At 61.5% G+C, this 18,832-nt stretch carries 18 protein-coding genes; 3 read left to right on the top strand and 15 right to left on the bottom strand.

Translation table 11 applies throughout. The features are described from left to right. Positions 1-2: 2 nt before the first annotated feature. Positions 3-2,186, top strand: coding sequence for a glycoside hydrolase (locus H096_RS13585; protein ID WP_033898835.1), 2,184 nt, complete (start codon positions 3-5; stop codon positions 2,184-2,186). 39 nt (positions 2,187-2,225) lie between these two features. On the opposite strand, the gene H096_RS13580 is transcribed toward H096_RS13585, so the two are convergent. The 12 genes from H096_RS13580 to H096_RS13525 form a co-directional block, all read right to left on the bottom strand. Then, complete coding sequence (locus H096_RS13580; RefSeq protein WP_033898832.1) at positions 2,226-2,852, bottom strand: class I SAM-dependent methyltransferase; 627 nt, start codon at positions 2,850-2,852, stop codon at positions 2,226-2,228. A gap of 39 nt (positions 2,853-2,891) precedes the next feature. After that, positions 2,892-3,536, bottom strand: a complete 645-nt coding sequence (locus tag H096_RS13575; protein ID WP_033898824.1) for a methionine ABC transporter permease — start codon at positions 3,534-3,536, stop codon at positions 2,892-2,894. After that, the gene (locus H096_RS13570) at positions 3,526-4,641 is read right to left on the bottom strand and encodes an ATP-binding cassette domain-containing protein (RefSeq protein WP_033898822.1); all 1,116 of its coding nucleotides are present in this window, start codon (positions 4,639-4,641) and stop codon (positions 3,526-3,528) included. Before H096_RS13570 ends, H096_RS13575 begins: the two co-directional genes overlap by 11 nt. Beyond that, a complete protein-coding gene (locus H096_RS13565; protein WP_016974992.1) occupies positions 4,638-5,453 on the bottom strand; it encodes a MetQ/NlpA family ABC transporter substrate-binding protein in 816 nt (271 codons plus the stop codon). The genes H096_RS13570 and H096_RS13565 overlap by 4 nt, the downstream gene beginning before the upstream one ends. After that, positions 5,450-6,829, bottom strand: a complete 1,380-nt coding sequence (locus tag H096_RS13560; RefSeq protein WP_033898813.1) for an LLM class flavin-dependent oxidoreductase — start codon at positions 6,827-6,829, stop codon at positions 5,450-5,452. The genes H096_RS13565 and H096_RS13560 overlap by 4 nt, the downstream gene beginning before the upstream one ends. Next, on the bottom strand, positions 6,829-8,022 hold the full coding sequence (locus H096_RS13555; protein WP_033898812.1) for an SfnB family sulfur acquisition oxidoreductase: 1,194 nt from the start codon (positions 8,020-8,022) through the stop codon (positions 6,829-6,831). Before H096_RS13555 ends, H096_RS13560 begins: the two co-directional genes overlap by 1 nt. Positions 8,023-8,047: 25 nt before the next feature. Then, the gene (locus H096_RS13550) at positions 8,048-9,289 is read right to left on the bottom strand and encodes an SfnB family sulfur acquisition oxidoreductase (RefSeq protein ID WP_033898810.1); all 1,242 of its coding nucleotides are present in this window, start codon (positions 9,287-9,289) and stop codon (positions 8,048-8,050) included. Between the two features lie 187 nt (positions 9,290-9,476). Next, positions 9,477-10,241, bottom strand: coding sequence for a hypothetical protein (locus H096_RS13545; protein ID WP_033898808.1), 765 nt, complete (start codon positions 10,239-10,241; stop codon positions 9,477-9,479). 313 nt (positions 10,242-10,554) lie between these two features. Continuing rightward, positions 10,555-11,301: an L-cystine ABC transporter ATP-binding protein TcyN gene (gene tcyN / locus H096_RS13540; protein WP_033898805.1), complete on the bottom strand. Its 747-nt coding sequence runs from the start codon at positions 11,299-11,301 to the stop codon at positions 10,555-10,557. A 3-nt stretch (positions 11,302-11,304) separates the two neighbouring features. Beyond that, on the bottom strand, positions 11,305-11,970 hold the full coding sequence (gene tcyL / locus H096_RS13535) for a cystine ABC transporter permease (protein WP_010214112.1): 666 nt from the start codon (positions 11,968-11,970) through the stop codon (positions 11,305-11,307). Continuing rightward, positions 11,970-12,764: a cystine ABC transporter substrate-binding protein gene (gene tcyJ, locus H096_RS13530; protein WP_033898803.1), complete on the bottom strand. Its 795-nt coding sequence runs from the start codon at positions 12,762-12,764 to the stop codon at positions 11,970-11,972. The genes tcyL and tcyJ overlap by 1 nt, the downstream gene beginning before the upstream one ends. 175 nt (positions 12,765-12,939) lie before the next feature. Then, complete coding sequence (locus tag H096_RS13525) at positions 12,940-13,932, bottom strand: D-cysteine desulfhydrase (RefSeq protein WP_033898801.1); 993 nt, start codon at positions 13,930-13,932, stop codon at positions 12,940-12,942. 165 nt (positions 13,933-14,097) lie between these two features. On the opposite strand from H096_RS13525, the gene epsC reads away from it, so the two are divergent. Next, the gene (gene epsC / locus H096_RS13520) at positions 14,098-15,024 is read left to right on the top strand and encodes a serine O-acetyltransferase EpsC (protein ID WP_033898799.1); all 927 of its coding nucleotides are present in this window, start codon (positions 14,098-14,100) and stop codon (positions 15,022-15,024) included. Between the two features lie 260 nt (positions 15,025-15,284). After that, positions 15,285-17,246: a choline transporter BetT gene (gene betT / locus H096_RS13515; RefSeq protein WP_162834914.1), complete on the top strand. Its 1,962-nt coding sequence runs from the start codon at positions 15,285-15,287 to the stop codon at positions 17,244-17,246. A gap of 3 nt (positions 17,247-17,249) precedes the next feature. Here the strand turns inward: betT and H096_RS13510 are convergent, their stop codons facing one another. From H096_RS13510 to H096_RS13500, 3 genes are read right to left on the bottom strand one after another with little or no spacing between them, the layout of a single operon-like run. After that, positions 17,250-17,498 carry a hypothetical protein gene (locus H096_RS13510; protein WP_033898791.1) on the bottom strand — a complete coding sequence of 83 codons (249 nt, stop codon included), beginning with the start codon at positions 17,496-17,498 and terminating at the stop codon, positions 17,250-17,252. Positions 17,499-17,500: 2 nt separating this feature from the next. Beyond that, a complete protein-coding gene (locus H096_RS13505; protein ID WP_241495495.1) occupies positions 17,501-17,959 on the bottom strand; it encodes a DoxX family protein in 459 nt (152 codons plus the stop codon). A 44-nt stretch (positions 17,960-18,003) separates the two neighbouring features. After that, positions 18,004-18,735, bottom strand: coding sequence for an SDR family oxidoreductase (locus H096_RS13500; protein ID WP_033898784.1), 732 nt, complete (start codon positions 18,733-18,735; stop codon positions 18,004-18,006). Between the last annotated feature and the right edge of the window lie 97 nt (positions 18,736-18,832).

Below are 18,832 nucleotides of genomic sequence, written 5' to 3'. Positions count from 1 at the left end.
ACATGCCCCACCTCCTGCGCCACGGTTTGTTGATCTGCACGCTGTTGCTGTCACCCGTGGCTTTTGCCGGCACCGTTCTGGAAAACGCGCTGTGGCGGGTCGAACTCGACCCGGCCACCCTTGCGATCCGCGTGACCCCCAGCGGGCAACCGACGATACAAGCTTCCAGCGGCGTAGCGGCCCGTGCCGTCAGCCAGCTTGCCCACAGCGATCAGCAGGCCGATTGGCAATGGGATGATGGCGCCTTCCGTGTGAGCGCTACCCTTGAGCAGCGCGACCTGGCGTTGTCCATCCGTGCGCGTGCGCCGGGTGAAATCCCCATTCTTCAACAACCGGCCAGTGCCTTAGGCAAAGGCGTGATGTGGCCTTTGGCTGAAGGGCATTACGTACCCGCCGATAACGCCATCTGGAAGGCGTTCCTGCTGGAGCAAGGTGACTTCAACACCACCCAGGATCTCAGCCTGCCGCTGTGGGGTGTCGACCACGGCGCGTTTACGCTCAACTGGTTGCTGACCAATCCCTATAACAATCGCCTGCGTTGGCAACCGGACCAGGCCCTGTCCTTGGCCCATGAATTCACCTCGCTCGACCCTGATGCGCCGATGACGTTGCGGTTGCACCTGGGCGATGGCGATCCCTTGGCCGGCGCCAAGCGCTATCGCCAGTGGTTGGTCGAGCAGGGGCGGTACGAGCCTTTGGCGGACAAACTGCGACAGACGCCCGAAGCGCAGAAGTTGCTGGGCGCCAGTCATGTCTACCTGTGGGGCAATGACCTGCTGGCGTTGGAGGATGTGCGGGATTGGCCGCTGTTGCTCCAGCGCTTGCGTAGACATGAACTCAAAGGCTTGCTGGACAAGGAGTCTGCCAAGGTACTGGCGCAGACCACGGCGTTGAATCGTTATGAGCAGACGGTGCTGCTACGAGGGCTGAACGCGGCGATCAACAAGAAAGCGCGGCAGAGTTGGCAGGTAGCAGAGCCTGATATGACACGGCTCGCTGCGCGCTACGGTGAATTGCGTGGCGAGTTGGCCGTGGACTTTGCCGGCGCCCTCAGTGAAAACCCGACAGCCTGGGGCAACCCGGTGATTCAATCGCTGAGCAACGCCGGCTTGCCCCGTGTGTTGCTGACCCTGGGCGAAGGCTGGGAAGGCGGGCTCTGGCACCCCGAGGCGATTCGCGCCGGTGTCGATGCGGGCTTCCTGATGGCGCCCTACGACTCCTATGAAACCGCGTTATCCGCCACGGAAAACCCCGACTGGACCACCGCCCACCTTGGCAGCAATGCCTACCGCGACTGCGCGATTGTGTTGAAGGGCGGCAAGCTCAAGACCGGTTTTCAGCAGTCCGGGCACTACACCGACCCGCGCTGTGTACGGCCGTTGCTGGAAGCGCGGGTGCAGGCCGTACAAGCCAAGGCTGGCTTCAACGCCTGGTTCCTGGATGCCTACGCCACCAGCATGGTGTTCGACAGCTACCGCGGCAGTGCACCGATGACCCAGGCGCAAAACGCCGAAGGTAACATCGACGCCTCTCGCTGGATCAATACCGCGCGCAAGTTGCCCACCGGTTCTGAAGACGGCAACGCCATCACGGCCCAGGGCATTCTGTTTGCTCATGGCATGCAGACGCCAGTGATGGGCTGGGGTGATCACGCGATGACCAAGGACAAGCAGTCACCCTATTACGTCGGTAACTGGTTCCCACCGGAGCAGCCGGCGGTGTTCTTCAAGCCGGTGCCATTGAAGGAGCCGTTTCGCACGGTGTATTTCGAACCGACGATGCGCCTGCCGTTGTATCAGGCGGTGTTCCATGGCTCGGTGATCACGACCCATCACTGGTTGTTCGACAGCCTGAAGCTGAGCAATGTGCAGGTTGAAAATGAGCTGACCCAACTGCTCTACAACGTACCGCCGCTGTATCACTTGAGTGCTGCGACCTTGAAGCAGCGACTGCCATTGATCCAACGCCAAGACGCCTTTTTCCGCCCACTGCATCAGCGTTTGGCCATGCAGGAAATGACCGGTTTTCGGTGGCTGACAGCGGATCGGCGGGTGCAGGAGACCACGTTTGCCGATGGGACGCGGTTGGTGGCGAATTTTTCCAGTCAGGAAAAAGCAGGGTATGTCGCTCGGAGTGTGACGGCGCTACTGAAGGGTGAAGAAGCCCAGGTTTATCAGGTGAAATAACCTGTGGCGAGGGAGCAAGCTCCCTCGCCACAAAAGCCGTCAGAGTTTGCGCCACACGCTGGCCAGCCAAGGCTGCTGCTCACGCGGCAGTCCGGCGGGGCGGTAGTAGTGTTCCAATTCCACAAAACCTGCGTGGGTGAGCAACGTTTGCCACGCCGCCAAGTCGTGATAAGACCCATAGCGCGGCCCATTCCAGCCTTCCTGATTCTCACCCCGAGGATTGGAGCTGAACAACACGCCCCCAGGCTTCAACGTCCCCTGCAACTGCTTGAGCACTCGCGGCAGTTCCTGCTTGGGAATATGAAACAGCACGGCATTGGCAAAAATCCCATCGAAGCGCTCGGCAGGCAGGTCCAGCTTAAGGAAGTCCTGCTGCAACACCTCGCAACCACTGTCTTCCCGCGCCATCTGCGCAAACCGCTCCGAGCCATCCAGGCCTACGGCGACGTGTCCCATACGCGTAAACGTCTGCAAATCCCGCCCCGGCCCGCAGCCAAAATCCAGCACGGTAAACGGCCCTGTGCCCTGGATATGCCTCAGCAAGGCGTCGATGTTCTGGCTCACATCATGATCGCGGGTGCCTTCACGGAAGTCCTCGGCCACCTTGTTGTAGTGGCCAAGGGTGGTGGAGGTGATCTGGTCGAGGTCGTCGGGCTTGAGGGGCATGGCAAGTAATACCGGGCACTGAGATGCCCCGACTATACCTCACCTCTTGTTGAGCACCCGCGCCAGGCGATCACCGCCCAACTGAATCACCGCCACCAGCATCACCAGCAACACGATCACCGTCAGCATGATCTGCGTATCAAAGCGCTGATAACCATAACGGTAGGCAATGTCGCCCAAGCCGCCCGCGCCAATCGCACCGGCCATGGCCGACGAGTTGATCATGGTGACCAAGGTGATGGTGAACCCGCCGACAATCCCCGGCAGCGCTTCCGGCAGCAGCACATGCCAGATGATGTGCCAGCGACGACAGCCCATGGCTTGCGCAGCCTCGATCAGACCGTGGTCGACCTCGCGCAGGCTCACTTCGGCGATGCGTGCAAAAAACGGCGTGGCGGCAATGGTCAGCGGCACGACGGCGGCCCATACGCCATAGGTGGTGCCGACGATCAGCCGGGTGAACGGGATCAACGCCACCATCAGGATCAGGAATGGAATCGAGCGGAACAGATTGACGAACGCCCCCAGCACGCGGTTAAGCGCCGGGGCTTGATAGATACCGCCTTTGTCGCTGGTCACCAGGAACACCGCCAGCGGAATGCCCACCAGCAGCGCGATCAATGACGACACGCCGACCATCAACAAGGTGTCGATGGCGCCCTGCACTAAACGATCAAACCACATAGCCCAGCACCTCTGCCTGTTGTGCCCAATTGCCGGCGCGGTTGCGCAACTCGCTAGCGTCGTGGGTCGATCCACTCACGGCCAGCAGCAGTTGCCCCAGGGCATGCCCTTGGATGCGTTCCACGCCACCCTGCAGCAAGCGCACGCGCCCGCCGAGTGCGCTGAACAGCGCGGCCAAGTCCGGCTCGTCGGTGTCGCTGCCGGTGAACTGCAAGCGCAGCACCACGGCGGCGTCGGCGGATGCCGGTGTGGCTTGCAAACAGCTCTGCAACTCGTCCGGCAGCCCGTGTTGCAGCGGTGCCAGCAGGGTTTTGCTGACGTCATGCTGCGGGTTGCCGAACACCTGCCACACCGGGCCTTGCTCAACGATGCGCCCGTGTTCCAGCACCACCACGCGGTCGCAGATTTCGCGGATCACCGCCATCTCATGGGTGATCAATACGATGGTCAAACCCAGGCGCTTGTTGATCTCACGCAGCAGGCCGAGGATCGACTGGGTGGTTTCCGGATCCAGGGCCGACGTGGCTTCGTCGCACAGCAGAATCTGCGGGTCATGCACCAGCGAACGGGCGATGCCCACCCGCTGTTTCTGCCCGCCGGACAGCTGCGCCGGGTAAGACTTGTGCTTGTCCTGCAAACCCACCAGTTCCAGCAGCTCGCGTACTTTCTGCTCGCGTTGCAGCTTCGGTACGCCTGCCACTTTCAACGGCAACTCGACGTTCTGCCACACCGTCTTGGCCGACATCAGGTTGAAGTGCTGGAAGATCGTGCCGATGCGCCGACGCAGCTCCACCAGACGGTCTTCATCGAAGTCACCGATGTCGACCTGATCGATCAGCACGCGCCCGCTGCTGGGTTGCTCCAGGCGGTTGATGGTGCGGATCAGCGACGACTTGCCGGCACCGCTGCGGCCGATGATGCCGAACACTTCACCGCGCTGGATCGCCAGGTCGATGCCTTGCAAGGCATGCACGGTGCCGTCGTAGGTCTTGCCCAGGTTGATAAAACGCACATGGGCGCGGTTCAGGTCAGGGTGCAGTTCGGTCTGCTCGGCGTCCCTGGGCGGCAGGCCCAGGTCGCGCAGTTGGGCGTTGGCGGCGGTCATTTTTTATCTTCCCAGCCGACCTGGTAGAGCTTGCCCAGGGATTTATCCAGCGCAGCCCGCACGACTGGCGAATGTTGGTAGATGTCGACGAACTTGATCACCCGTGGGTCGGTTTTGCTTTTCGGCTGGATCACGAACTGGATCACGTATTCCGGGTGGTCAAGGCCGTCGAACAGCAGCGCCGATTCGGCATCGAAGGTCTTGGACAGGCGGATGTATGCCGGGTAGCCCTGCACCAGGTCGGCGTCGTCGTAGGCGCGTACCAGTTGCACGGCCTCGACCTGCAGGATCTTGATCTTCTTCGGATTGGAAACGATGTCCTCTTCGGTGGCCTTGTAGCCCACGCCCGGCTTGAGGGTGATCAGCCCGGCCTTGGCCAGCAGTTGCAGGCCGCGACCGCTGTTGATCGGGTCGTTGGCAATCGCCACGCTGGCGCCTTGGGGCAGGTCGTTGATGCTCTTGTACTTCTTCGAATACAGGCCGACGTTGTTGATGATCCCCGGCGCGTACGGCACCAGGTCAAAACCGGCGGCGGCCTTGGCGTTTTCCAGGAATGGGATGTGCTGGAAATAGTTCACGTCGATATCGCCGGCCGCGAGGCTGACGTTCGGCGCGATCCAGTCGGTAAATTCCACCAGTTCGACTTTCAGGCCTTGCTTGCCGGCTTCGGCGACGGCGGCTTCAAGGGGAATCGCAAAGGCCGCCGTGGTGCCGATTTTCAACGGCGCATCGGCGGCGAATACCGCCGAGCTGAACAGTCCGAAAGCCAGGGCCAGTGCTTTGACTGGGTGAGCGAGCAATGTCTTTTTCATAGGGTATTTCCAGTCAGAGAAGCCGTTTGGCGGTAGGTGGAGCCGGTGTGTTGTTCGGGCAGGCGGGCGTTGCCGTGGAAGACTTTTTCGCGCAGCGTGCCGGTCTCGTACGCGGTCTTGTAGGACCCGCGCTTTTGCAGCTCCGGCACCACCAGGTCGATGAAGTCCACGTAGCTTTCCGGCGTGACGATGCGCGTGAGGTTGAAGCCGTCCAGGCCGGTTTCGCTGATCCAGGATTCCAGCTCGTCGGCGACCTGCTCTGGTGAGCCGACCAAGGTGATGTAGCGGCCACCGAGGGCGTGCTGTTCCAGCAACTTGCGCCGGGTCCAGTCGTTGTTCTGCAGATTTTTGGTGGCCGATTGGATCGCGTTGCTTTTCACGTACTGGATAGGTTCGTCCAGCGTGTACTGGGCGAAATCAATCGCAGTAGACGCCGAGAAATGCGCCACGCCCGCCTCCGGACTGGCGTAGCTCAGGTACTCGGCGTGCTTCTCCCAGGCCAGCGCTACGGTAGCGCCCACGATCACGTTGAGGCCCATGAACACCTTGATGTCATCCGGGTTGCGCCCGGCTGCCACGGCGCTGGCGCGTACCTTGTCCACCTGCACCTTGGTCGCCGCCTTGTTCTGCCCGCTGATAAACACGCACTCGGCATGCCGGCCTGCGAATAGCAAACCGCGATCCGAACTGCCGGCCTGGAACAGCACTGGCGTACGTTGTGGCGAGGGTTCGCACAGGTGATAACCCTCCACCTGGTAGAACTCGCCGTGGTGTTCGACCTTGTGCACCTTGCCCGGCTGCGCATACACCCGCGCTTTTGGATCGTTGAGTACCGCGCCGTCTTCCCAGCTGCCCTCCCAGAGCTTGTACAGCACCTCCAGGTATTCATCGGCCTGGTCGTAGCGACGGTCATGTTCAACCTGCTCGGTCAGGCCCATGGCCTTGGCGGCGCTGTCGAGGTAGCCGGTGACGATGTTCCAGCCGACCCGGCCACGGCTCAGGTGGTCCAGCGTGGACATTCGCCGGGCGAACAGGTACGGCGGCTCGTAGGTGAGGTTGGCGGTGAGGCCAAAGCCGAGGTTTTTAGTGACGGCCGCCATGGCCGAGACCAGCAGCAACGGGTCATTCACCGGTAACTGGATCGACTCCTTGAGCGGTACGTCTATCGAGTTCTGATAGACGTCATACACGCCGACGATATCGGCGATGAACAAGCCATCGAACAGCCCGCGCTCAAGTGTTTGCGCCAAATCTGTCCAGTACTCAATGGTTTTGTACTGGGTTGATGTATCCCGTGGATGGGTCCACAGGCCGTGGTTGATGTGCCCGATGCAGTTCATGTTGAAGGCATTGAGCAGGATTTTCTTCTTGGCCATCAGATGGTCCCCCGCAGTGGCGGGTTTTCATCGTTGAGGTAGTAATTGCCCACCGCGTGGTACTTCCAACGCACCGGGTCGTGCAGGGTATGCACGCGGGCGTTGCGCCAGTGGCGGTCCAGGCCGTGCTCGGCCAGGGTCGCCTGGCTGCCGGCGAGTTCGAACAAGGTACTGCCGGCGGCCAGGGAAATCTCGGTACTCAAGGCGCGTACTTCAGCGACGGCGATGGAGGCGGCTGCAACCGTTTCGGCGTTGCTGTCGGCCTGGGCGCGGTCGAGGAATTCACCCGAGCGTTCCAGCAGCGCCTCGGCGGCGTGCAGGCGGATGCTCAGGTGACCGAAGCTTTTCAGGGTCAGTGGGTCTTCGGTGGCTTTGTCGTTGCCGGAATCGATCCATGGGCGGGTCTTGGTGCGCACAAAGTGCAACGCATCCTCAAAGGCCGCGCGGGCGATGCCCGTGTCGATGGCGGCGTGGAGGATCTGCGCCAGCGGACCGACGGTTGTGGGGCGTTCAAAGGCGCTCTGGAACGGGATCACGTCTTGCGCGGTGACCCACACGTTATCGAACACCACCGAACCGCTGCCCGTGGTGCGCTGGCCGAAGCCGCTCCAGTCGTCGATCACGCTCAGGCCTTCGCTGTCGCGCGGCACAAAAGCGAGTTGCTGCACGCCCTGTTCATCCACCACCGACGTGGGGATGCGTTGGGCGTAGATCGCGCCGGTGGAGTAGAACTTGCGACCGCTGATACGGAAACCGTCACCGTCGCGGGTGATGGAGGTCACGCGGTCGTGAGCGGTCTTGGTGCCCAGTTCCGCCAGCGCGTTGCCGAAGCGTTGGCCTGCAAGAACTTCGGCGTACAGGCGTTTTTGCTGCGCCGGGCGGCCGTTTACGCGCAGCATTTCCAGGGCATAAAAATGGTTTTGCGGGATCTGGCCCAGGGAAGCATCCGCCTGGGCGATCAGCGCAATGACCTTGGCCAGGGTGACGTTGGACACGCCCGCGCCACCGTACTCCTTGGGCACGCTGATACCCCACAGGCCGGAGCGCGAGAATACATCCAGCTCAGGCAGCGGCAGGCGGCGTTCACGGTCGCGCTGGGCGCTGTCGCGACGGAAGTCTTCGGCCAGGTCGCTGGCGACAATAAGGGCTTGTTCGTCGCTGGTGATAACCGCGACGTTTGCAGAGAAAGTCATAGGTGTTCTCCAGAGGTCTGGTCGGTCAGATCCAGGAATGCCTGGCAGGCAACGTGCCGTTCAGTCGATAGGCGCCGATGGCGTGATATTTCCAGCGCACCGGATCGTGCAGGGTGTGCACGCGGGCGTTGCGCCAATGACGGTCGAGGTTGAATTCGGCGAGGGTGGCGCGGCTACCGGCCAGCTCGAAGAGTTTTTCGCTGACCAGCAGCGATACTTCGGTGGTCAGCACCTTGGCTTCAGCCACGGCAATCGACGCACGGGCCGCGGACTGCGCGGTGATCGGCGCAGCGCTGACCTGGTCCAGCACCTGGCCAGCCTTGCGCAGCAGGGCTTCGGCGGCATGCAGTTCGATCTTCAGCTTGCCGATATCGGCGATCACATACAGGTCATCACTGGCGCGTTCGACCTTGGCATCGATCCATGGGCGCGAGCGCTCGCGGACAAAGGCGATGGTGTCATCGAGCGCGCCGCGTGCGATGCCGGCGTCGATGGCTGCCTGGATCAATTGGGAGACCGCGCCTTGGATATTCGGGGTTTCGCCGATGCGCCAGTTTTCCACGACCCACTCGGCATCGACCTGCACTTGGTCCAGCAACACGGTGCCGCTGGCGGTGGTGCGTTGGCCAAAGCCGGACCAGTCATCGACGATGCGCAGGCCTTCGGTGCCACGGCGCACAAACGCCATGACCTGCTTGCCGTCATCGTTCAGCGCTTTGACCGCGACCCAATGTGCAAACAGCGCGCCGGTGGAGTAGAACTTCTGGCCGCTGATCACATAGCCGTCACCCTCAGCGGTGATGCGCGCCTTCAGTTCCAGAGTGTTTTTGGTGCCGCGTTCCGGGCCGCCATTGCCGATGCGCCAGCCGTCGAGGACGCTCTGGAACAGCTGTTTTTTCTGGCGCTCGGTGGCGGCACCTTGCAACAGGTGCAGGATGCCGAAATGGTTCTGCGGAATCTGCCCGAGGGCCGGGTCTGCCGCACTGATGATCGCGAACACGTCGGCCAGGGTCACGAAAGACACCTGCGGGCCGCCGTATTCACGGGGAATGGAAATACTGCCCAACCCACTGCGGGTGAACTGTTCGAGCTGTGCCCATGGCAGCTTGCGCTGCTGGTCGCGCTTGGCGGCTTGCAGGCGCGCAGCCTGGGCGAGTTCATGGGCAGCCTTCAGCGCCTCTGCGTCGTTGCGCAGCACGGCGGCTGGCAACAGCAGGGGGGCAATGTCCAGATCGCTCTGGGGGGGTGTTTGAGCCAAGTTAGACATCAGCGCCGCTCCTTGGCTGCACGTAATGCCCTGGCGTTGTGCACCGGGGTAATCCTGACCATACCGACCTCGCATTCAATGAAATAAAAACAGAAAAATCAGCGATGTCCGGTGGTCCGGTGCATATACCCTAAGCGTGTTAAATATATAAATAAACTAACTTTTGGGAATATGCATAGAAGGTCTGTCACCCAGGTTCGCAGGGCGATCCCAGTGGGCGCGGTTGATAGATCAGCGCCGCCCCGGCCAGACGGGGCGGCGCCTCGGCGGCAATGCGTAACATGCGGGCGGGTGCCCAGCGTGAGTTGTTGCCGACGCGATCCAGAATGCAGTACGTCACTTCCAATCGGCAGTCGTCGCCGGCTTCGGTGATGATCGAGGAGGGCACCCATACCTGCATCGCCAGGCCGACTTCAACGGCCTGGATCTTTGGCAAGTCAAGGCGCACATCACCCCAGCGCAGGGTGATGGCATCGCCCGTGGCCATGTTGAGATAGGGCGCGATGGTCAGCGGGATACCGCGTCGCACCTGGCTGGCGTTGACGCCGAAGCGGCGGATGGTGTCGGGCAACCCCACGGGGGCGAGATTCTGGTTTTCGTTGCCGCACAGCGACGAGGGCTGGCCACCCGGAAAGAGCGTCTTCACCTGCACGCGCGTCACGGCCGAACGGGCAGGGGCGTGGCCCACTTGCATGACCTGGTAATGCACTTGGGTCGGGCCGTCCAGCACAAAACTCTCCGGCACCCGTAGATGGGTAAGTGTGCCGATCTTGCAGGCGGTCACCCGACGCGAAGCGGCAAAGCAATTGTTCCAGAACAGCTCGATCAGGTCGCCTTCATCCATGCCGGGATACGGCGCGATGTCGACCTGCAGGTGGGCGGCGGCGAGGGCATTGATGCCATTGCCGATGGCCTGGGGCAGCGTCGGGGCGGTGAGCAGGGGGGGCGTCATAAATAATCTCCTTGATGCAGCCAGCAGCAATCGCTCCGGCCCCTTGGCGCAGGCAAGCGCGGTGGGCCGAACAGAACGATTCAGTGAATAGCCGGGATAGGATCCAATCCTCTGGGCGCTAGATAAGAGGGTTGGGCGCGGAGCGTCAATGGCGGCAAAGGGCTAAACGGCGGGTTTGGAGATATTCAGAAGGGTCTGACTGGTGCGGGGATATTCGCGCGGGTGTGGTGGGGTGTTTTGCAGGTTGGAATGAGGACTTCGTGTAGGAACAGGCTTTGTATGGGAGCTGGCAAGCCAGCTCCCATACAAAGCTTCAGTGGGCGAGGAATTTGCTCAGAAACTGCTGGGTGCGCTCTTCCTTGGGGTTGGCAAACAACGCCTTGGCGTCGCCTTGTTCCACGATCACGCCCTTGTCGAAGAAGATCACCCGGTTGGCCACATCCCGCGCAAAGCTCATCTCGTGGGTGACGATGACCATGGTACGGTTTTCTTCGGCGAGGCTGCGGATGGTTGCCAGTACTTCACCCACCAGTTCCGGGTCGAGGGCCGAGGTGGGCTCGTCGAACAGAATCACCTCCGGTTCCATGGCCAACGCACGGGCAATCGCCACGCGTTGTTGCTGACCGCCCGACAGGCGCCGTGGATAGGCGTCTTCCTTGCCCGCCAGGCCGACCCTGGCGAGCAGCTTGCGACCCAGGGCGTCAGCCGCCTCCCGTGGCATCTTCTTGACCACGATAGGGCCTTCGATGACGTTTTCCAGCGCCGTTCGGTGGGGGAACAGGTTGAAGCTCTGGAACACAAAACCCACGTGCTGGCGCAGGCGCCGCACCAGGCTGGCCTGCTGGTTGATCGGCTTGCTGCTGTCGATCTCGATGTCGCCCACCTTGATGCGACCGCTGGTGGGTTGTTCGAGGAAATTCAGGCAGCGCAGGAAGGTGGTCTTGCCGGAACCGCTGGGGCCGATGATGGCGATGACTTCGCCTTCCTTGACCTCCAGGTCGATGCCGTTGAGCACCACCTGACCCTTGAATTGTTTGGTCAGTTTTTCAACCACGATCATGCTTCAGGACTCCAGGTCATGCCGGTTGACCCGGTCTTCCAGGCGATTCTGCAAATGCGCCAGGATGCTCGCCAAAATCCAGTAGATCAGGGCAGCGGAGAGATACATGGTGAAGATTTCGAAGGTCCGTGCCGACACCAGTTGCGCCTGGCGGAACAGCTCGGGCACTTGGATGGTAGCGGCCAGCGCCGTGTCCTTGACCAGCGAAATGAAGCTGTTGCCCAGCGGCGGCAAGGCCGTGCGCATGGCCTGCGGCAGGATGGCCCGGCGCAGGGTCTGCGCACGGGTCATGCCGATACTGGCCGCAGCTTCCCATTGGCCGCGCTCGATGGAACCGATGGCGGCGCGCAGGATTTCACAGGCATAGGCGGCCATGTTCAGCGAAAAGCCGATCATGGCCGCCGGGATCGGATCCAGCTCGATGCCCACTTGCGGCAAGCCGTAGTAGATCAAGAACAGCTGTACCAGCAAGGGCGTGCCGCGAAAGAACGACACGTAGACTCGGGCGAGCCAGCTCACCAGCTTGAAGCGCGACAGGCGCATCAAGGCCAGGCCGAAGCCCAGCAGCAAACCGAAAAACATCCCGCCGAGGCTGAGGATCACCGTGTAGTACGCGCCCTTGAGCAGAAAGGGCGCGGAGTCCAGCGCGAGTTGGAAACCTGCTTCCATTATTGAGTGACGTCAGCGTTGAAGTACTTCTCGGACAGCTTCTTCAAGGTGCCGTCGGCGCGCAGTTTGTCGAGGGCCTTGTTCACCGCGTCGAGCAGTTCTGGCTCGCCTTTGCGCAGGGCAATACCGGCTTCCTGACGGGAGAAGGCGTCGCCGGCTGCGGCGGTGTCAGGGGCTTTCTTGGCGTATTCCAGGGCGGCCAGCCGGTCGATCAGGATGGCGTCGATACGGCCGATGCGCAGGTCCTGGAACTTGGTCGGGTCGTCGTTGTAAGTCTTGATGAGGGCTTTAGGCTGATTGTCCTTGAGCCATTGTTCGTAGTTGGTGCCCAGGCCCACACCGACTTTCTTGCCGGCCAGGTCGTCGGCGGTCTTGATCGCGTCAACGTTCTTCTTCAGGACCAGTGCCTGGATACCGGAGACGGTGTAAGGCTTGGAGAAATCGTACTTTTTCTTGCGCTCTTCAGAGATGGTCACTTGGTTGACCACGGCGTCCAGACGCTTGGATTCCAGGGCGGCGAGGATGCCATCCCATGGAGTGGCCTGCAGCTTGACCTTCACGCCCAGCTCCTTGGCCAGCGCTTCGGACAGCTCCACTTCGAAACCGCTGAGCTTGCCGCTTTCATCGACGAAGCTGAAGGGTGGGTAGGTGCCTTCCAGGCCGATCTTGATCTCGCCTGCTTTCTTGATGTTGTCCAGCTGTTCACCCGCGACCGCTTGGCCGATCAGGCCAGCCCCGAGTGCCAGGCCCAAAGTGCCAACCAACAACGTGCGACGGAATACAGAAATAGTCATGAAGAGCCCCTGTGTTTTTTATGGTGAGCGAAGCAGGTGACGCAGTAGTCGTATCCTGCCTTAAAGCGCGTAGCGCGTCTTCGCCTACGGCGCGATGATAAAGCCGGTTTTTAAGACTTGAAAATAATATTAAATCACCCGCTTATTCTTTTTTGGAATAATCTGGTCGACATTTTTAGAACGCCGAGTCATAAGCGAACAACGCTGGCGCGCCACCGGTATGCAGGAAAATGATCGGCCCGTCCTCAATCCGTTGACGCCCGATGCCATCCAGCAAGCCGGCCATGGCCTTGCCAGTGTAGACGGGGTCCAGCAGCAGGCCTTCCTGGCTCGCCAGCAGCTTGACCGCCGCCAGGGTGCCGGCGTTCGGTTCGCCGTAGCGCGGGCCGAAGTACTCGTCCCACAGGATCACCTTGAAGGCCTCGGGGATCTCGACTCCCAGCAACTCGGCGGTGCGTTCGGCCAGGCCCTCTACTTTCGGGCGCTGAGCTTCTTCAGTACGTGAGACGGTGACGCCAATCACGGGTAGGTTTGGCATTACCTCGCTCAAGGCCAACGCCAAGCCACTGTGCGTTCCCGCGCTGCCGGAGGCCAGGACCACGGCGGCGAACTCGATGCCACTGTCTTCGATCTGCCCGGCCAGCTCCAGCCCGGCCCGCACGTAACCCAATGCACCGAGGGCATTGGAGCCGCCGATCGGCACCAGGTAGGGCTTCTTGCCGTTGCTGCGCAGGCGGTCGGCGAGGGCGTTGAGCTGGTCGTCGATGTTGTCGAGGTTCTCGACCAATTCCACCTTGGCGTCGAACAACTCCAGCAGCAGGCGATTGCCGTTGCTTAGGTAATTGGGGTCTTCGGTGCCGGTGGGATTTTCCAGCAGGGCGACGCAGCCCAGACCGAGCTTGGCCGCCAGCGCGGCAGTCTGGCGCACGTGGTTGGACTGGATCGCGCCGGCTGTCACCAGGGTGTCGGCGCCTTGGGCGATGGCATCGGCGGCGAGGTATTCGAGTTTGCGCAGCTTGTTGCCGCCCATGGCCAGCGGCGTGGTGTCGTCGCGCTTGACGTAGATATCCCTGCCCAACCAGGCCGACAGCCGCTCGAGTTTTTCCAGGGCAGTGGCGCCACCCAGCAGTTCCAGGCGGTTAAAACGGTCGAGCTGTTGTTTGATCATGGCTACGCACGGTTGATGAGTATGGGGCGACTATAGGCAGGCACTTTTCATCGGGCAACCGTCAATCGCTTATTCCGGACGGTTCTTAGCATCACACCATTGGTTCTTAAGGGCGGCCAGGGTGCATACCGTAAAGTGATGGCCATTTCGTCAGGAGTGAATACCGTGAGTGAGCGTTCCAGTCATTGGCAATTACAGACCATCGTCAGCCAACTGCGCAGCGCCCGGGACCAGTGGCGAACGCGCAATGGGCGCTTGAGTGGAGAGCATGGCGGTCGTGAGTTGCCGTCCCGCGAGGCGGTGGCGCAGATTCTAGAGTCGTTGTGCGGCGCACTGTTCCCCATGCGCCTGGGCCCGGTGGACCTGCGTGAAGAGAGTGAAGATTTCTACGTTGGCCACACCCTCGATGTGGCGCTGAATGCCTTGCTCGGCCAGGCCCGCCTGGAGTTGCGCTACGCTGCACGCCAAGGCGCTAAAGACGACAGCGAAGTCGACACGCTTGCCATCCGCCTGATCCAGGATTTCGCCCTGGCCCTGCCGTCCCTGCGCAGTCTGTTGGACACTGACGTGCTGGCCGCCTACCACGGCGATCCGGCGGCGCGCAGCGTGGATGAAGTGCTGCTGTGCTATCCGGGCATCCTGGCGGTGATTCACCACCGCCTGGCCCACCACCTGTACCGTGCCGGCCTGCCGCTGTTGGCGCGCATCAGCGCGGAAATTGCCCACTCCGCCACCGGTATCGATATCCATCCCGGCGCGCAGATCGGACCGAGCTTTTTCATCGACCACGGGACCGGCGTAGTGATCGGCGAAACCGCGATTATCGGCGAGCGCGTGCGCATCTACCAAGCTGTGACGCTGGGCGCCAAGCGCTTCCCGGCAGACGAGGACGGGCAGTTGCAGAAAGGCCATCCACGCCACCCGATTGTCGAGGATGACGTGGTGATCTACGCCGGGGCGACGATCCTGGGGCGTATCACCATCGGCCAGGGCTCGACCATCGGCGGCAACGTGTGGCTGACGCGCAGCGTACCGGCGGGGGCGAATATCACCCAGGCCAACCTGCAACATGATGACGGCACGCAAAAGTGATGGCACTTCCCGTGAGCGCTGAGGACTAAGCTTGCCTTGGGCTGGCGTAGGAAATGTCTACCACTCAGCCCTGCGATTAGTCCCAGACCGCCCATCCATGTTTAACTTGAATGCTCGTTCAAGTTAAACCCGGTGGTTCGCTGCCCGCTCACAACAGGAGGCTTACCTTTGCTGAGTCCGTTATTTACAGCCACATCTCACTCCCTCGGGGTGCATCGTTCATGAGTGCATCGTCCACCCCTACCAGCGGCCAGGTGCGCATGAACGCGCCGGTCTTCTACTTCGCCGCGACGTTTATCCTGCTGTTCGGCATCACGGTCATCGCTATCCCGCAACAGGCCGGTGCCTGGCTGCTGGCGGCGCAAAACTGGGCGGCCAACACGGTCGGCTGGTACTACATGCTGGCGATGACCCTGTATCTGGTCTTCGTGGTGGTCACCGCGTTATCGGGCTACGGCAAGATAAAACTCGGTGCCGACCACGACGAGCCCGAATTCAGTTATCTGTCCTGGGCCGGCATGCTGTTCGCCGCCGGGATCAGCATCACGCTGTTTTTCTTCTGCGTCTCCGAGCCGCTGACGCACCTGGTGCAACCGCCGCAAGGCGCGCCGATGAACGCCGATGCCGCGCGCCAGGCCATGCAGATCCTGTTTTTGCATTGGGGCCTGCACGGCTGGGGCGTGTTCGCGTTTGTCGGCATGGCCCTGGCGTATTTCGCCTACCGGCATAACCTGCCGCTGGCGTTGCGTTCGGCGCTGTACCCGCTGATCGGCAAGCGCATCAACGGTCCTATCGGTTATGCGGTGGATGGCTTCGGCATTATCGCCACGGTGTTCGGGCTTGGTGCGGACATGGGCTTTGGGGTGCTGCACCTCAATTCCGGGCTGGACTACTTGTTTGGCATTGCCCATACCCAGTGGATCCAGGTCGGTCTGATCACGCTGATGATGGGCGCCGCGATCATCGTCGCCGTGGCCGGTGTCGATAAAGGCGTGCGCGTGATGTCCGACATCAACATGCTGCTGGCCTGTGCGTTGCTGCTGTTCGTGTTGTTCGCCGGGCCCACCCAGCACTTGCTCAACACCTTGATCCAGAATATCGGCGACTACCTGGGCGCCTTGCCGACCAAGAGTTTCGACGTGTACGCCTACGACAAACCCAGCGACTGGCTGGGTGGTTGGACGGTGTTCTACTGGGCCTGGTGGATTGCATGGTCGCCGTTCGTGGGCCTGTTTATCGCGCGCATTTCCCGTGGCCGCACCATCCGTGAGTTCGTGTTTGGCGTGCTGCTGATCCCGCTGGGCTTCACCCTGGCGTGGATGTCGATCTTCGGCAACAGCGCCATCGACCAGGTGCTCAACCACGGTATGGCCGCACTCGGTCAGTCGGCCATCGATAACCCGTCGATGAGCCTCTACCTGCTGCTGGAAACCTACCCGTGGAGCAAAACCGTCATCGCGGTCACGGTGTTTATCAGCTTCGTGTTCTTCGTGACCTCCGCCGATTCGGGCACCGTGGTGCTGTCCACCCTGTCGTCCAAAGGCGGCAACGCCGATGAAGACGGGCCGAAATGGCTGCGGGTGTTCTGGGGTGCGATGACCGCGCTGGTCACCAGTGCCTTGCTGTTTGCCGGCAGCATCGATTCGCTCAAGTCGGCGGTGGTACTGACCTCGTTGCCGTTCTCGATGATCCTGCTGCTGATGATGTGGGGGCTGCATAAGGCGTTCTATCTGGAGTCGCAAAAGCAGATCGCCCAGTTGCATTCATTGGCACCGATTTCGACGGCTCGCAAGGGGCGCGGCGGCTGGCGCCAGCGTTTGAGCCAGGCCGTGCACTTCCCGTCGCGAGACGAGGTGTACCGTTTCCTTGACTCGACGGTGCGCCCGGCGATTGAAGAAGTGACGGCGGTGTTTGTCGAGAAGGGTTTGAATGTCGTGACGCAACCTGACCCCGCCAACGACAGTGTCAGCCTGGAAATCGGCCATGGCGAGGAGCGACCGTTCATCTACCAGGTGCAGATGCGCGGCTACTTCACGCCGTCATTTGCCCGTGGTGGGATGGGCTCCAAGGAGCTCAACAACCGTCGCTACTACCGGGCGGAAGTGCACTTGGCCGAGGGTAGCCAGGACTATGACTTGGTGGGCTATACCAAGGAACAGATCATCAACGACATCCTCGACCAGTACGAGCGTCACCTGCAGTTCCTGCACTTGGTGCGCTGAGGCTCAGGCCCTGAGGTACAGGGCCAGTGCCACCAGGGGCACGCCGAACACGCCACTGCCGATCACCAGTTCCGACACCAGGGGCTGGCCGGCAGTGACGACCCCTACAGCGCCATTGACCACCGCCACCCCCAACCAGATCGCCACAAAGCTGTAGGCCAGAATGTGCCGGCTCACGCCAAGCTTCTGCCCGATCAACAGCATCAGTACCAGCAGGATCAAGCCGACGGTGATCACCAGGGTGGTGTGCATGTTCAGAGCTCCTTGCCCAGTGTGTTGTCCAGGGAATAGCGGCCGGCACCGCGAAACACCAGGTACAACGATAGCAGCGCCATCAGCACCGGGTACTCGATGCCTCGGTCGATCCACGGCCACGTCGGCCCCAGCAAGTAAGCAATGGTCAGCATCTGCACGGTCATCATGGCCGCGATCAGCCGTGTGCTCAGGCCGAGTATCAACAGCAATCCACCGACTGCTTCCAGCAAGGCCACCAGCAGACCGATCAGCTCCGCCTGCGGCAAGTGCAGGCGGTTCTGGATCAGATTGATGGAGGCCGCCATCGGATCGGCCATCGAACCATGGGCGTTGCCCAGCAATTTGGGCAGCCCGTGGGTGAGCATGATCACCCCAAAACCTGCGCGCAGCAGCGCGTAGGCCAGGGGTTCGGCGCAGCGGTAAAGCGGGGCGAGTGCGGGGATCAACAAGGTTGGCATGATGGAGCTCCACAAAGAGAACATCGCTGGCCCGGATGTGTGACTTAGACCAGCCCGCCATTGGCGCGCAGGATTTGCCCATTCACCCAGCCACCGGCCGGGCTCACCAGAAACGCCACCACGCGGGCGATATCTTCCGGTTGGCCAAGGCGTTCCAGCGGCGGCATCTTGGCCATGCCCTGGATCTGCTCTTCGCTTTTGCCGTGCAGGAACAATTCGGTGGCGACCGGGCCTGGCGCCACGGCGTTGACAGTAATCCGGCGCCCGCGCATCTCTTTGGCGAACACTTGGGTCAGGGACTCCACCGCCGCCTTGCTGGCGATATACACCGCGTAACCTTGGAAGTTGAGGCCGACGGTGCTGCTGGAAAAGTTGACGATGCGTCCGCCGTCATTCAGGCGGGTGGCGGCTTCGCGCAGGGCGTTGAAGGTGCCACGGGTGTGGATATCGAAGTTCTGGTCGTAGAGTTCGTCGCTGTGCTGGGCCAGGGGCAGCGTCTTGAGGATGCCGGCGTTGTTGATCAGCACATCCACCTTGCCCAATTGCGCCTCGGTTTCGTCGAACAGGCGCTTGATGTCGGCGGGTTTGGCGACGTCGCCTTGGATCGCTATGGCTTGGTGGCCGGCCTGGCGCAGTTCCACTACCAGCTTCGACGCCTCGGTGGCGCTGCTGGCGTAGTTGATGGCCACGGCGTAGCCGTCGGCAGCGAGTTGCTTGGCGATGACGGCGCCAATGCCACGGGAGGCGCCGGTGATGATTGCTACTTGAGTCGTCATGATCTGGGTTCCTTGAACGGGGTGTGGAAGCAGATTCACATGTTTACCCAGGCCGATAAATGCGCCAGAGTTGCCTTGACTGTTCAATAATCGCCAA

Source organism: Pseudomonas sp. FH1 (assembly GCF_000510895.2).
Taxonomy (GTDB): Bacteria; Pseudomonadota; Gammaproteobacteria; order Pseudomonadales; family Pseudomonadaceae; genus Aquipseudomonas; species Aquipseudomonas azotoformans_A.
Note: the sequence above shows the minus strand (reverse complement) of the source record. Positions and strands in the feature narration are given on the sequence as shown.

What these genes read in the sequence shown, in the direction of transcription:
- H096_RS13585 (WP_033898835.1), top strand. Translation starts at nt 3, where the DNA reads ATGCCCCACCTCCTGCGCCACGGTTTGTTGATCTGCACGCTGTTGCTG.
- H096_RS13580 (WP_033898832.1), bottom strand. Translation starts at nt 2,852, where the DNA reads ATGCCCCTCAAGCCCGACGACCTCGACCAGATCACCTCCACCACCCTT.
- H096_RS13575 (WP_033898824.1), bottom strand. Translation starts at nt 3,536, where the DNA reads ATGTGGTTTGATCGTTTAGTGCAGGGCGCCATCGACACCTTGTTGATG.
- H096_RS13570 (WP_033898822.1), bottom strand. Translation starts at nt 4,641, where the DNA reads ATGACCGCCGCCAACGCCCAACTGCGCGACCTGGGCCTGCCGCCCAGG.
- H096_RS13565 (WP_016974992.1), bottom strand. Translation starts at nt 5,453, where the DNA reads ATGAAAAAGACATTGCTCGCTCACCCAGTCAAAGCACTGGCCCTGGCT.
- H096_RS13560 (WP_033898813.1), bottom strand. Translation starts at nt 6,829, where the DNA reads ATGGCCAAGAAGAAAATCCTGCTCAATGCCTTCAACATGAACTGCATC.
- H096_RS13555 (WP_033898812.1), bottom strand. Translation starts at nt 8,022, where the DNA reads ATGACTTTCTCTGCAAACGTCGCGGTTATCACCAGCGACGAACAAGCC.
- H096_RS13550 (WP_033898810.1), bottom strand. Translation starts at nt 9,289, where the DNA reads ATGTCTAACTTGGCTCAAACACCCCCCCAGAGCGATCTGGACATTGCC.
- H096_RS13545 (WP_033898808.1), bottom strand. Translation starts at nt 10,241, where the DNA reads ATGACGCCCCCCCTGCTCACCGCCCCGACGCTGCCCCAGGCCATCGGC.
- tcyN (WP_033898805.1), bottom strand. Translation starts at nt 11,301, where the DNA reads ATGATCGTGGTTGAAAAACTGACCAAACAATTCAAGGGTCAGGTGGTG.
- tcyL (WP_010214112.1), bottom strand. Translation starts at nt 11,970, where the DNA reads ATGGAAGCAGGTTTCCAACTCGCGCTGGACTCCGCGCCCTTTCTGCTC.
- tcyJ (WP_033898803.1), bottom strand. Translation starts at nt 12,764, where the DNA reads ATGACTATTTCTGTATTCCGTCGCACGTTGTTGGTTGGCACTTTGGGC.
- H096_RS13525 (WP_033898801.1), bottom strand. Translation starts at nt 13,932, where the DNA reads ATGATCAAACAACAGCTCGACCGTTTTAACCGCCTGGAACTGCTGGGT.
- betT (WP_162834914.1), top strand. Translation starts at nt 15,285, where the DNA reads ATGAACGCGCCGGTCTTCTACTTCGCCGCGACGTTTATCCTGCTGTTC.
- H096_RS13510 (WP_033898791.1), bottom strand. Translation starts at nt 17,498, where the DNA reads ATGCACACCACCCTGGTGATCACCGTCGGCTTGATCCTGCTGGTACTG.
- H096_RS13505 (WP_241495495.1), bottom strand. Translation starts at nt 17,959, where the DNA reads ATGCCAACCTTGTTGATCCCCGCACTCGCCCCGCTTTACCGCTGCGCC.
- H096_RS13500 (WP_033898784.1), bottom strand. Translation starts at nt 18,735, where the DNA reads ATGACGACTCAAGTAGCAATCATCACCGGCGCCTCCCGTGGCATTGGC.